10 protein-coding genes are annotated in these 13,527 nt (G+C 35.0%); 5 read left to right on the top strand and 5 right to left on the bottom strand.

Features of this window, described 5'->3' with window-relative positions; genetic code table 11:
* Window positions 1-11 precede the first annotated feature (11 nt).
* Window positions 12-2,378: an alpha-amylase family glycosyl hydrolase gene (locus Bccel_RS10240; protein WP_050753346.1), complete on the bottom strand. Its 2,367-nt coding sequence runs from the start codon at window positions 2,376-2,378 to the stop codon at window positions 12-14.
* Window positions 2,379-2,867: 489 nt separating this feature from the next.
* On the opposite strand from Bccel_RS10240, the gene Bccel_RS10235 reads away from it, so the two are divergent.
* Complete coding sequence (locus Bccel_RS10235; RefSeq protein ID WP_036947163.1) at window positions 2,868-3,383, top strand: ferritin; 516 nt, start codon at window positions 2,868-2,870, stop codon at window positions 3,381-3,383.
* A gap of 83 nt (window positions 3,384-3,466) precedes the next feature.
* Here the strand turns inward: Bccel_RS10235 and Bccel_RS10230 are convergent, their stop codons facing one another.
* Both Bccel_RS10230 and Bccel_RS10225 read right to left on the bottom strand, forming a co-directional pair.
* Window positions 3,467-4,414 carry a hypothetical protein gene (locus Bccel_RS10230; RefSeq protein ID WP_036947161.1) on the bottom strand — a complete coding sequence of 316 codons (948 nt, stop codon included), beginning with the start codon at window positions 4,412-4,414 and terminating at the stop codon, window positions 3,467-3,469.
* Window positions 4,415-4,745: 331 nt separating this feature from the next.
* Window positions 4,746-4,925: a hypothetical protein gene (locus Bccel_RS10225; protein WP_036947159.1), complete on the bottom strand. Its 180-nt coding sequence runs from the start codon at window positions 4,923-4,925 to the stop codon at window positions 4,746-4,748.
* A 392-nt stretch (window positions 4,926-5,317) separates the two neighbouring features.
* Here Bccel_RS10225 and Bccel_RS10220 point away from each other — a divergent pair, with 392 nt between their 5' ends.
* Entirely contained in the window at window positions 5,318-7,153 is a 1,836-nt protein-coding gene (locus tag Bccel_RS10220) for a C1 family peptidase (RefSeq protein WP_036947156.1), read from the top strand.
* Window positions 7,154-7,463: 310 nt separating this feature from the next.
* Window positions 7,464-8,309, top strand: coding sequence for a class I SAM-dependent methyltransferase (locus tag Bccel_RS10215; protein ID WP_036947152.1), 846 nt, complete (start codon window positions 7,464-7,466; stop codon window positions 8,307-8,309).
* A gap of 18 nt (window positions 8,310-8,327) precedes the next feature.
* Here Bccel_RS10215 and Bccel_RS10210 read toward each other — a convergent pair whose 3' ends face one another.
* Entirely contained in the window at window positions 8,328-9,212 is an 885-nt protein-coding gene (locus tag Bccel_RS10210) for a metallophosphoesterase (RefSeq protein ID WP_036947148.1), read from the bottom strand.
* A gap of 51 nt (window positions 9,213-9,263) precedes the next feature.
* On the bottom strand, window positions 9,264-10,127 hold the full coding sequence (locus Bccel_RS10205; RefSeq protein ID WP_036947145.1) for a helix-turn-helix domain-containing protein: 864 nt from the start codon (window positions 10,125-10,127) through the stop codon (window positions 9,264-9,266).
* Between the two features lie 355 nt (window positions 10,128-10,482).
* On the opposite strand from Bccel_RS10205, the gene Bccel_RS10200 reads away from it, so the two are divergent.
* The gene (locus Bccel_RS10200; protein WP_036947142.1) at window positions 10,483-12,951 is read left to right on the top strand and encodes a beta-mannosidase; all 2,469 of its coding nucleotides are present in this window, start codon (window positions 10,483-10,485) and stop codon (window positions 12,949-12,951) included.
* Between the two features lie 29 nt (window positions 12,952-12,980).
* Window positions 12,981-13,526: a cupin domain-containing protein gene (locus Bccel_RS10195; protein ID WP_152965976.1), complete on the top strand. Its 546-nt coding sequence runs from the start codon at window positions 12,981-12,983 to the stop codon at window positions 13,524-13,526.
* Window position 13,527 lies beyond the last annotated feature (1 nt).

Raw genomic sequence — 13,527 nt, 5'->3', positions numbered from 1 at the left:
TTGCCTCCTGCTTATTTTTCAATTAGAACCAATATACTTCTATCATGCATAACATACTCATTTTCCAGCAGTGTATCGCCGTCAAAGTTTCTTAATTCTGACATCCATCCGTAAGTGTTATCAGTATCTATAAGCCTGTACCATCTCTTGTTTGGAATGTTTGAAGGAAGTAAGACTTTTTCTGTTCTAGGGCTCCGATTGTAGGCAAGGTAAATGGAAAAAATCCTGTTATTAACATTTGCCACTTTCTCCGATTCAGCACTTATCCTATAAGCAACAAAGTCACTGCTATCCCAATAGCTGCTGTCAATTTCCAGGCCATTATGCTGATACCATGTAATATCCTTAAGAAAATTGTCATTCTCTCTTTCGCCTTTGAAATAGTTCTCTGGTCTTAAGCATTCATGATTGCTTCTAAAATCAATAACTTTTTTTACAAACTCAAAGATATAAAGCTCATCAGTATTTTTAGTTAGCTGTTCTGCTTCATGTGAATTACCTGAGTTTCTGAGGACGGTTAATTTATTAAAGTGCTGGAAATCTACATAGCCATCAGGTCCGTCTACAGTTACCATATTCATTCTACCAACGCCTTGATGATACGGCGAAATGGCTCTATAAAACTCATCGCCTCCCGTAAACATTGGAACACCTGCTGAAAACATCATGAGTGTAAAGGCATTTAGTACGGCTTTTTTCTGAAGAGATGGATCATTTCCCTGATTCCAGGTGATTTGATCATTCTTGATTCCAGCTTCATTCAGGTGGAAGTATTCGTTGTAGGAAAATATATTGCGAAGTGAATTGCAGTCGTCATGAGAAACAAAGTAATTGATTGAATTCCATGGTTTCTTTTTTATAATACTACTTGACCCGGATGAGACATTTGCAATATTGCATATTCTAAATGGTGCAACGCCGTATTTATTCATTGAAGTTTTAAATATATCTCTAAAGGCTTTGTTCCATACAGCCCAACTGTTGGGAAACTTGTCAAGCCAGTCTATTGAACTTCCTTCTCCCCAAGGCTCAGCAATAAGATCTGCACCATTATCCTGATCTTTAATTCTTGATGGCAGTATGTTGCTGATTTCTTCAAAAATTGTAGTGTTGGTATCCGGCCAATAATTACCATTAGAGCCTGTGACACTTAGGACAGGGGCAAGGTCAAATCTAAATCCGTCTACTCCCATTTCATCCTTCCAATATTTCAGGGAATCATAGATAAGCTTCCTTACTACTTCATTGTCATACTTTAGATTTCCACCGCAGCCGCCTCTGCCTTCGTATCTTTTGTTTCCATCCCGAAGATAGTAATAGTTGCTATTATCAAGTCCTGTAAAACTCATTATACATGCGGCAGTATAATCCTGGAGATTGTCATCTCCACGGGAATGGTTTGCCTCCTGTATGGCTTTTTTGATATCTTCCTCTGTAGAAGGATTTCCCTGGTTTATAATTCTTTTTAAAATTCCTTCTCCGGTGTGGTTATATACAACATCTAAAAATACTTTTATTCCCTGCTCATGAAAGGCCTTTATCATTTGCTTAAATTCCCTTGTTGGGCCGCCCGGGCTTTTGTCGAAGGAATATCTTCTGTTTGGTGAAAAGAAATTTAACGTCATATAACCCCAATAATTATCACCTCTAGGATCGTTGTCATCATTCTGCTCATCTGCAAACTCATGGATTGGCAGAAACTCTACGGCTGTTACACCGAGCTCTTTAAGATAGGCAGCTTTGATTGAAGCAGCCTTATATGTTCCCCTCTCATCTTTAGGTATACTCTTATCCATCATGGTAAGACCACGAAGATTTACTTCGTAAATGATGTCATCCTTCAAATGCCTTTTAGGCTTGATTCCATAAGATGTTTTGTCCTTTTCCAGAAAAAGCATGGACTTTGGGGCAATTTTGCCTGTATCAGCGTTTCTGTTGGCACCACTGTAATAATTGTCAATGTAAACATTAGGATCGATATAGATTTTTGCGACCTGAGGATCATGGCTAAGTTCTTTGGAATATGGATCTATTAAAAGCTTGTTTGGGTTAAATCTATTGCCCTCATCATCGACATCACAGATAAAACCTTTGTCACTTGTCTTGTTCCAATCCTCCATGTATTCCCAGTTAGGCCCCCAAGTGCGGTATCCATAGTAAACACAATTGGATGTGAAACCTGCACTTTTAAGCTCAGCAAGTGGTAAATCCAGGCTCCAGATATCATTGTTTCTTACTAATGATTTTTTCATAACCTCGTCGGCACCAAAGGGCGTTAAATAGAAGTATATTTCTATATGGCTTGCATTTTTCGAGAATACATTGAAATGTACTTTGCCGGTATCTTTATCATAACTAGATCCCATTTCTATTTGCATAATAGTCTCCTTTCTATAGAAATTTGGGGAGTATGTTAGGATTGTTTATAATAATATATGTAATTATTCCACCATTAAACATAATATACTTAAAATATAAAAATAAGTATATTCATATTTAATTATGTTATGATATATAGTGTAAAATTAGAGTAGTTATTGAATGGATCTAAAATAATCAAGGAAAATGTTTTGTAATAGTTAAAAATGTAAAATGATTATTGGAAAACATATAGTTTAAATATTTTATTATAATTGATTTAATAAATGGAATTATGGGTAAAAATATATAATTAAAGAAATAGATTATATATGCTAAGAAAAGGTTTTTATATTAGCTGATGCAGTTGAATCACATGCATTTGCATTAAAAATGAATTTTTCGCAACATATGGACATAGGAAAATGTTTTGCAATATATAAAAATTTAAATGATTATTGCAAAACCCTATAATAGGTAATAGAATAAAAAACTGGGAGGAAATTTAGATGATTAGTGAAAAAATCCAAAAAAAGCTTAATGAACAAATCCAAAAGGAATTTTACTCCGCTTATCTGTATCTTTCGATGGAAGCATACTTTTCTTCAAAAAATTTAAGCGGATTTGCCAACTTCTTTCGTGTACAGGCCCAGGAAGAAAGGGATCATGCCATGATGTTTTTTAACTATGTTAATCACGTAGGAGGCAAAGTAAAGCTTGGATTGATTGAGGAACCGAAATCAGAATTTGAGTCTATAGAAGAGGTTTTGAGAATGGCTCTAGAGCATGAACGATTTGTAACAAGCTCAATTTATAGCATAGTTGATCAGGCAATTGAAGAAAGGGATCATAAGACCAATGCATTTTTGCAATGGTTTGTGACTGAACAGGCGGAAGAAGAAGCTACAGCAGAAGCTAATCTTGAGAAAATAAAGCTTATTGGATCAGATGGAAGGGGTATATTAATGTTGGATGCTGAAATGGCACAAAGGGTTTATACCCCTCCGCAAGTGTCACAAGCATAAAAGCAATTTTATATAAAAATAAAACAAGTGACTGTTTGGTAACCAAATCAGTTACTTGTTTTATTTTTATTAAGAAATCATTATTATATTTTATACCTCAAAACGCACATTTTTCTATCACCTATTTTTTGCCAATATTCTATAAAGTCACCATTTTGCGTGAAATCCTCAATGTTGTACTTATTGGCTCTTATGTAATCCAATACTTCTTCTGAAAATAGTATGTCATAAGCTAAAGGCTCAATTTGCGGAAGAACTCTTAGCGGTATCTCATCGTAAATTGTATATTCATTATTAAATAAATAAGCTTTAATGAAATTCTTGGAATCTTTTCCTATTATATATTTGTTTGTCACTATGAGGACATCATCAATCCGCAAGTCCTTTTCTTTAACAATCTCTTGAAGCTTTTTATTTTTGCCTACTGCTTTATAATTATTTATGTATTCATGAAGCTTGTTGCGACTTAATGACTTAATATTTGCAATCTTAATTTTGGTTATATCTGATGTTTCTCCCTTAAAGGAAACCACAATGACGATGTTATCATCCTGATACCAGATTTCCTGCTGAGTCATATGTATTATTATACCAGATACGTTTTTTTCATTAAATACAGGAAAAAGATAAGGCTGATCGTTTAGATACTTTATAGTTCTGACAACAACTTTTTTATCGTCTTTAACTGTGACGCTAACAGGCTCTCCCCAAACATCCTTATCGATAATATACATATATCCGACTTCTGTTCTATAAATTCTGTTTTTTCGGTTGGAAACAATAAGTTGACTCTTTTCTACTTTTAGTAATTTTTCAAGGTTCTTAATCTTCTCGTGTTTCAAGGACTTAATTAATTCTGAAATTTGCTTTGGTTTGTTTTCAATATTCTTTACAATACCAGACTTAATGTTGTTTGATAAATCAGAAATTGTACCTTTACCCTTATTGATTTTATCATCACCATCCTTAAAGTTAATACGATTAAGAAGATTTCCAAAACTACCTTTGAGAAGAACTTTTTTAGTATCCATATCTAATTTTCCCCTTTAAACAAATGCCAATTGGCAAATTAATTGATATTATCTACATTGGGCTAAATGTATCAGAATGAGCCATTAGCCGAAAGTATGTCAAGAACTTATGAACGGAAAATTTATGCTATTAATAATATTATAATCTATTTTTAAAATAATACCAATAATAAATTTTTGATTTTTTAATATTTAACAATTTTGTTAATGATACTTTTAATAACAATGTAATAAAATTCTGACATTCAAAATATAATAGGAAATGTAAATGATAAGAGAGGGGCTATATGCGGCTCTTAGCCCCTCTGGATTCATTGCAGAGTGATACAAACTACTTCTTTACGTGCCCGGCAAATATCCTGAATATATTGCCTAGAGCTATAAAAAGTAGCATTATTGTGAACAGAAGGAGTAAAATTAGTGCTTTTTCAGGGGTTGTTTGCGATTGCACCATGAAGCCGGCAAAGGTGCTTCCAAGACTAATTACAGCTAATGTAACGCCTCTTTTCATAATAAATTCCCCTTTCTAAGTTATATGAAAAGTGATTAATTTAATTATTCTATCACTTTTCATATGGAACCTTCATAAATATCACTTGTACCATTCTCCACTATATTTATATTCATTTATCAATATTAATTATGACAATTTTATTGATGTTACTTAAGGCATTTTAAAAATGCCCAATACAATTAGTCAATGGTTCATTAGTCCTATATATAAATGGGTATTTGGTCAGTATAATTAAATTATAAGTTGATAGTTAATAAATATATCAAAGAAAAAGAGAGATAAAATTTACATCAGACAAAATCGCAAGCGATTTTGTTCTGGTATTTCTCTAAAACAAAGGCATAACGTTTTTTGTTTTGGAGCTTGTTAGTATAGGGGGGTACATTCTCATGTCTAATAAACTTAGGCGTTTTCAGCATGGAGTTATGGTATTTATTATGACTTCAGCCACATTTTTAAGTTCTTATACAGCAGTATTTTCACAAATAAGGGGAGATGGCTTAAAAAACGGTCTTCGTGAGTCTACTGAGATAGAAAAAAGCTGGGCTAAAAATAATATACTGGTTACAAGGCAGATAAACCTTAATGAATTAGCTGTAGAGAGGATTAATGAGAGACGAAAGGATTTGAAAAAGGGCTTATTGGATAAAAGTATTGCTGTAGATATTGGACAGGAAGTATTAGCTAATGATTATAATATTTTTTTAGGAAGGTATGACAATGCATCAATTAATAAGGAGACAATAGATTCAGCAATATCAACTGATGATTTACCTATAAGCGTGGATAACAGCAAGCTTGATTGTTTTCCGCCCATTAGGGACCAGAAGCCTCTTGGGTCCTGTGCAAGTTTTTCAACAACATATTATGCAATGACACATATGACAGCGTTAGTCAGGGGATGGAGTGAAAAAGACAATAACGACAATACAATTAAATTTTCTCCCAAATGGACTTATAATATGGCCAACGGCGGTAAGGATGAAGGTACATCAATTTATGGGGTATACCAGGTTATGTCAAGTATTGGTGTTGCAACATGGGAGGATGTACCATATGATTCAAACTATACTGAGTGGCAGGTAGATAAGGATATATGGATAAAGGCATTAGGCAATAAAGCTGATAAATTTGGAGTGATAAAGGATCTTGATACCGATATAGGGCTTAACAATCTAAAAATGCTGCTAACCGATGGTTATGTACTTAATTTTACAACAGGGCTGGATAGCTGGAAATTTTCTGCTGTGAAGGATGATCCGTCGGATAATGCTGATGATTCCTATAAAGATTCCAGGGTTTGCTATTGGACTGACGGTAAATTAGGGCCTCATGCAATGACTATTGTAGGGTATAATGATAGTCTATGGGTTGATATAAACAATAATGGCACTGTGGATAATGGAGAAAAGGGAGCATTGAGGATTGCAAATTCATGGGGCATAAGTTGGGAAGATAGTGGCTTTTCATGGATTGCTTATGATGCTATCAAAAAGGTTTCTGCTGTAAGCGGCGGGCCTGTGACAAACAGAGCACAGGCTATTCTTGGGGGACAAGCAACATGGCTTGCAGCAAAAAATGAATATAAACCAAAGCTTATTGCAGAATTTACAATAGGTCATTCAAAGAGAAATCAAATGACTGTATCGTTAGGATATTCAGATATAACAAGCACAAAACCTGATAAAGACTTAGACAGCATCCTTTCAAGCAGGGGAGGGGAGTTTGGTTTTAAGGGCACTCAGGATAAGGTTAGTGCCACGTTTGTTTTGGATTATACTGACTTGGTTGATTCGAATGATTTAAGTATGAATGGGAAGAAAAGATGGTACCTTAACATAGGTGATTCAAAAGAAGATAATTCACCTCTTATGTTGACTGATTTCAGACTTATAAACCCTAATACAGGTGAAGTTATAAACTCGAATTTAGGCTCTTCTGTTGTCACAATTGATGGGCAAGACAGGCTGTTTTGGATTGATTATGGTATTTTGGAGAAAGCATCAGTTATAAAGAGTATTGCAATAACTCCGATTTCTGGAGTTTTATTCCAAGTGCTTGCAACTTCCATCAAACAGGCTGATAATATAATATCCGTTACTGAATGTGTTTACATATTAGCACAGAGTGATAATAAAACTAGTGGAAGAATTCTTAAAAATACTCTATGGGATTATGCGACCATGGCTAAGGTGTACAAGCCTGTGAGAGCTCCCACCTCATGATAGTGCTGCCAACCTTGCTATTTACTATGATAAAAATGTTAATTAATACAGATATGTTACGAAAAGATTTTACATTAGCAAACACAGTTGAATCGTCTGCATTTGCAATATAAAAATGAATTTTTCGCAACATATGAAACAAGGAAAATGTTTTGCAATAATTAAAAATGTAAAATGATTATTGCAAGACATATAGATGCTTGAATATATCTTAATACTTGATAAAAAGCAAATACAATAATATAATATAGCATTAATATAGCATTTCTTATGTCATTTATCAAAAATACTTGAAAAGGAATTTATCATAATGGTTAAATTTTTATTTGCAATTTTACGAGAGGCTCTTAGTAAACAATGTTTTGAGAGAACACCTGAGGCTTATGCTATTATGTCAGCAGTTGAAAATGTTAATGATTTTGACGCTGAAGGCAATTCAGATGGTGCAATGGCTGTACCACATTTATTTATTTCATCGCATGTATCAAAAACAGTTTCAGGCTGCAAACGCGTATTAGACCTTGGCTGTGGCTCTGGGCAGCTTTTATGCCAGGTAGCTGAAATTAATCCGGAAATTCATTTTACTGGAGTTGACCTTTCAGAAGAAATGCTGAATAAAGCAAAAAAAAGAGCTAAAAGCATGAATCTATCTAATGTTGAATTTATAAAGCAAGATTTTACTCAACTTCAAGACTTTGCAGATAGACAATTTGATGGAGTTATGTGTGTTAATGCTTTACATCACCTGAATGACCTTCAGTCTTTGAGAAATTTTTTTAGGACTGTTAATAGCTATGTAAAGCAGGATACTCCAATTTTCATTTATGACTTTTGCAGGCTGCGTTCTGAAAAATCAATAGATTTCTTTGTTGATTTTGTTGGTGTAAAACAAGCTCTTTGTCGTGAGGATTTTCGTAATTCTCTTAAAGCAGCTTTTTCTTTGGATGAGTTTAAGACAATTATAGATGAAGAACTTCATCGAGAAGTCAATATTTATACTACCCGGCTCATGCATATTTATTTGATGATAAAAACAGAAGAAAGATCCATTTCTGCAGAAAAAATAGGAAAACTTGAGCAGAAATTATTTCTTCTTTCTTTGAAAAATCAGATGTCCTATAAAAATATCTGTAAGAAATTTTACAAAATCAATTAATGAGTAAAAAGTGCCTCTTTATTGATTAACGTAAGCTGATATCTTCTCAGGACCTGACAAAACCTCTCGTGTTATGGTTTGAGAACGTATATTTCTGCTCCATTTAGTTAACGAAATTTCACCATTTTGTATTTCAATACAAGTAATATAATTGGCTTTAATACAGCATCCGTCATTAAAGTATGGGGGTTGGCCAGGCTTTGGAAATGCTGGATTATGTGTGTGGCCTGCGATTACCACAATATTATTGTTTTTAGACCATTGTCTTATGTTGTTCTCAATAATCTGCAGCCTTTCATTGTTTTTTATCTGGCTTAACCGGTTTTTGCAGCGAGATATTTTAATAAACCTCCAAAAATGACGGATCATAAAACATGAAAAAGGCCATAGAATGTCATTTAGGATGTCTCCCTGGTGGCCATGAACAGTAAATATCTTATATAAATTACTGCTGTGCTGGAGAATCAACCCTTCATGGATTTTAATATTTTCAAATAGAGGTCTAGAGGTTTGTGTTCTAGAATCGTAGTATTGGAATAATGTATTTCTTACAAAAGTTTTGCAGCTTTTAAAAATATCATGATTTCCCCATATCATATAGAGCCTATTATCCAGATGGAATTTTCGTAATAGCAAGTAAACTCCAAGGTGGGCGTTTATTAATGCTGAAAATCGGTCGTTTTCCCATAATTCATCACCATCACCTAATTCTATATATGTAAACCCATTTGTGTAATAAAAATCCAGTGCGTACAAGTAAATATCACGATTCTGTAAAAAACTATCAGCCTTGCTGTTGTCTCCGCGGTGGCAGTCACTGAAAAAAACAAGCCTGGAACTGTCATCAAACATGATACGATCAGATGAGAAATAAGCTTGTTTCAGCCTCATAAAAGTGCACATGCCGGACCTCCTTTATCAGGCTGGATTTTGCATTCCTTAACTTCTTATATCTTATGAACTGGAATGATGTATTGTTACTTTGATCTTTCTTAATTGTACCGGAGTGACATTCATTTGCTTTTTAAAAAGGTGATAAAAATGGCTTAGATTATCAAAACCTGCTGCCAATGAAATATCAATTACACTTATTTTGGTTGTCAGAAGCAAATGCTTTGCATATTTTAGGCGAAGACTATTGATATATTCGGTAGGAGTCATGTTTAAAAACTGTTTGAATACCCTGTTTAAATGGCCGGGGCTTCTTTGAGACAGTCGGTACATGGCATCTAGTCCTTCGGTGAAATTTTCTTTTTTTTGCATTTGTATTAGCAGAGATTCCATCCATAGCGGTAAATCGCTTTTTTGCGAATTATTTAGCTGGCTGAAGTAGTTAAGTAGAACTTCTACCAGAATGCCTCTTAAAAGAATTTTTCGTTTACCTAAATCTCCTTTGCTCAGAATATTAACATTTTCAAGTCGATAGACCAAATGATCCTTTTCAATGGGAGGCAGGTTAATGCATGGGGGTAGTTTGGAAGTTAGCAGGTAATCATTGGAATACGCTTCACCTAAAAATCTGAGAGAACTACTTACAACACGCTTTGTGAAGCATACATTGATAAACTCGCACTTCTGACCATCTTCGTATTCATAATAGTGGACATCGGAAGGTCTTATAAATACAAGGGTTCCTTCTGAAATTTGCTGTTTCTCGTTGTTAACAACATGTACAGCTTTACCTTTGGTTATTAGAAAAAATTCATAAAAATCATGGCAATGTATGGGTGAAGCATATTTTATAGAATTTACCGGGGATAGAAAGGATTCGGCACCGCTTTCCATGACTGTAATATAACTGAACTTTTGAATAGCCATCAGTTAGCTCCTTATATAAATCAAAATTAATGAAAATTATGTTAAATCAATATTATAATTAATAATTAACTATTAGTCATTAACATAATGATATTAAATGTACTCTTATAAATCAACTGTAAAGTATGTTAAAATAGTACAAAAATATTGTGAAAGCATTACAAGAAAATAGTTGGTAAAGCTGTTATAATTCTGTTAGGTTGACGATTAGTTAAAAGTTTCTACAAATGAATTATATTAATGATGGATAAGTATCAAAACATCAAGTATAATTTTAATTATTACATGCTGTGAGAGTAATTAACTTTTGTATAGTCATGATTAATATTTCTAGATTATTGAAGGAGCATAATAAATGAAACTAATGGATTTGAACGGAAAGTGGATGATGAAAAGGGTGGACGAACCCCAGTGGATAGAAGCAAAAGTTCCGGGATCGGTTTATAGCGACCTTTTATCTGCAGGCAAGATTGAAGATCCATTTTACAGAGAAAATGAAGATAGTGTTTATAAGTTGTCATGCTTTGATTATGAGTATAGCCGTGAATTTACTGTTACTAAAAGTATTTTGGAGTATGATTTCCTTAAATTAAAGTGCGAGGGACTTGACACTATTGCCGAAATATCGGTAAATGGAAAAAAGATAGCAGAAACTGAAAATATGCATAGAAGTTATGAATTTGATATTAAGAAGATATTAGCTGAGGGAGTAAACACAATAAATATTCTTTTTAAGTCACCTGTTACTTATCTTGAGGAGAGAAAAAAAGTAAAGCCTATATGGTCAAATTTTTCTGATACTTCCTTTGCATATCTTAGAAAGGCCCATTATATGTTCGGGTGGGACTGGTCGCCGGCCCTTCCTGACATGGGAATATGGAGAAGTATATACATAGAAGGGTTTAACAAGCAGCGAATTGACGAAGTTTATGTAACACAGAAACATGAGCAGGGAAATGTTACTTTAGATATTCGTTTAAAGCTTGATTTGGATGACGGAATGGACTATGGCATAAGCCTTACTGTCTGTTCACCTCAAGGGGATAAGATTGAAAAAAGTATAACCATGTATAAGAGGGAAGAGCATGTGTTGATAGAAATTCCCGATCCTTTGCTTTGGTGGCCTAATGGCTGTGGGGAGCAGAATCTTTATAATATTGAAGTTGTACTTTCCAAAGGTGAGAATCGGCTTGATTCCAAAAGTTTAAGGATTGGTCTTAGGACCATGACAATAAACCAGAAGGATGATGAATGGGGCAGATCCTTTGCATATGAAATAAATGGCATTGAGATATTTGCTAAAGGTGCCAATTTTGTGCCAATGGATAATATTCTGGCAAGATGCAGCAGGGAAAGGACAGAAAGGCTTATAAAAAGCTGTGTTGATGCCAATTTTAACAGCATAAGAGTTTGGGGAGGTGCTTATTATCCCGAAGACTATTTCTTTGATCTTTGTGATGAATATGGTCTCATTGTTTGGCAGGATTTGATGTTTGCCTGCGGTGTATATGACTTCTTCGGTAAGTTTAAAGAGGAAGTAATTGCCGAGGTAGTCTGCAATATGAAGAGGATAAGGCACCATGCTTCATTAGGGCTTTGGTGCGGAAACAATGAGATGGAGCAGGGATGGTCGGAATGGGATATGAAAGAGTCGGAAGAGCGCAAGCAATATTACATTGATCAATTTGAAGTGGTGCTGCCGCAAGTTGCGAAGGATACCGACCCAAATACATTCTATTGGCTAGCTTCACCCTCATCCTTCGGCGGTTTTGACAGGCCCAATGATGAAAACTATGGAGATATGCACGATTGGACAGTGTGGCATTCTCGTGAGCCGTTTAGCTATTATAGAAAAAGGTTCCCGAGGTTCATGTCTGAGTTTGGCCTACAGTCATTTCCATGCAGAAAGACTATTGAGTCGTTTACTTTGCCCGAGGACAGAAATATTTTTTCGTATATAATGGAAAAACACCAAAAGTGCGGAACCGGCAACGAAAAAATTATGTATTATATCTCTCAAAACTTCAGATATCCCAACAGTTTCGATTCGCTTTTATACCTATCCCAGCTAGTTCAGACAGAAGGCATAAGATATGGAGTTGAGCATTGGAGGAGGAACAGAGGAAGGTGTATGGGAGCTATATACTGGCAGCTGAATGATTGCTGGCCAGTGGCATCCTGGGCAAGTATCGACAGCTTCGGCAGATGGAAGGCACTGCATTATGCTGCAAAAAGATTCTATTCGCGTGTACTGGCCTCTGCTTGTGAGGATGGCACCAGTGTATCCCTCCATATTACAAATGATACGCTAAATAAGGTTAATGGAACTATGAAATGGAGACTTATATATGCATTAACGGAAAATGTGCTTATGCATAATTTGAGGGAAGGTATTGTAGAGCCCTTAACTGCCGTTGAATTTGAGAAGTTGGATTTTTCAAAAGTTCTTGACACTGATGATAAAAAAAGAAACGCTTATCTTGACTTCAAGCTTACTGAAGGGGATAAAGTACTTAGCTCAGGTATTGTTCTGTTTGTCCCTGCAAAATATTTTAATTTTAAGGATCCTGAAATTGAAGTTAATATAAAGGAGGAACCGGACAGGTTTGTTATCGGTTTGACATCAAAGAAACTTGCAAAATACATTGAGCTTAATCTCAAAATTACCGATGGCGTCTTTAGTGACAATTACTTTGACATGTCGGGAGGAGAGATAAGAGAAGTGTACTTAAATAAGGACTCCCTTACAAGAAATATTTCACTTCAGGAACTTAAGTTAGAATTAACGATACGCAGTCTATATGACAGCTATGAAAAGGCCTAGGCGGCAAAAAATACAAGGAGGCTTATCTTATGTTGACTAAGGAGATATATTCCAAAACATGTGAAAGAGCTTTGGAATACTTAAATAAAGCAGGTATAGTAGTAACAGAAAAAGAAAAGAGTGAAATGGAAGTTGCGGAGTATGGGCTTAATGATGTTGAAAATATAGGTCTTGAGCTCATTGTATATGTAAACACAGATAGGTGCTGTGCCAAGGAACTTGTTTTATTACCTGGACAGACTTGTCCGGAACATAGACACCCTCCTGTAGAAGGTGAGGCTGGAAAGGAAGAAACCTTCAGATGCCGATACGGCAAGGTATATTTGTATGTACCGGGTGAACCTTCAAAGAATCCAAAAGCAAAAGCACCAAAGGGAAGTGAAGAATATTTTACAGTATGGCATGAAATTGAGCTGAATGCAGGAGAGCAATACACCTTATCACCAGATACACTGCACTGGTTTCAGGCGGGACCTGAAGGGGCCGTGGTATCAGAGTTTTCAACAAAGAGCAGAGATGATTATGATATATACACGGACCCTAGAATAAATCCTGCACAAAACAGAAAAGTTTGAG

Source organism: Pseudobacteroides cellulosolvens ATCC 35603 = DSM 2933, from assembly GCF_001262605.1.
GTDB classification, from domain to species: Bacteria; Bacillota; Clostridia; order Acetivibrionales; family DSM-2933; genus Pseudobacteroides; species Pseudobacteroides cellulosolvens.
Note: the sequence above shows the minus strand (reverse complement) of the source record. Positions and strands in the feature narration are given on the sequence as shown.

Coding starts and splice junctions, on each gene's coding strand:
- Bccel_RS10210 (WP_036947148.1), bottom strand. CDS start 9,212: ATGTGCACTTTTATGAGGCTGAAACAAGCTTATTTCTCATCTGATCGT.
- Bccel_RS10195 (WP_152965976.1), top strand. CDS start 12,981: ATGTTGACTAAGGAGATATATTCCAAAACATGTGAAAGAGCTTTGGAA.
- Bccel_RS10230 (WP_036947161.1), bottom strand. CDS start 4,414: ATGGATACTAAAAAAGTTCTTCTCAAAGGTAGTTTTGGAAATCTTCTT.
- Bccel_RS10240 (WP_050753346.1), bottom strand. CDS start 2,378: ATGCAAATAGAAATGGGATCTAGTTATGATAAAGATACCGGCAAAGTA.
- Bccel_RS10235 (WP_036947163.1), top strand. CDS start 2,868: ATGATTAGTGAAAAAATCCAAAAAAAGCTTAATGAACAAATCCAAAAG.
- Bccel_RS10215 (WP_036947152.1), top strand. CDS start 7,464: ATGGTTAAATTTTTATTTGCAATTTTACGAGAGGCTCTTAGTAAACAA.
- Bccel_RS10225 (WP_036947159.1), bottom strand. CDS start 4,925: ATGAAAAGAGGCGTTACATTAGCTGTAATTAGTCTTGGAAGCACCTTT.
- Bccel_RS10220 (WP_036947156.1), top strand. CDS start 5,318: ATGTCTAATAAACTTAGGCGTTTTCAGCATGGAGTTATGGTATTTATT.
- Bccel_RS10200 (WP_036947142.1), top strand. CDS start 10,483: ATGAAACTAATGGATTTGAACGGAAAGTGGATGATGAAAAGGGTGGAC.
- Bccel_RS10205 (WP_036947145.1), bottom strand. CDS start 10,127: ATGGCTATTCAAAAGTTCAGTTATATTACAGTCATGGAAAGCGGTGCC.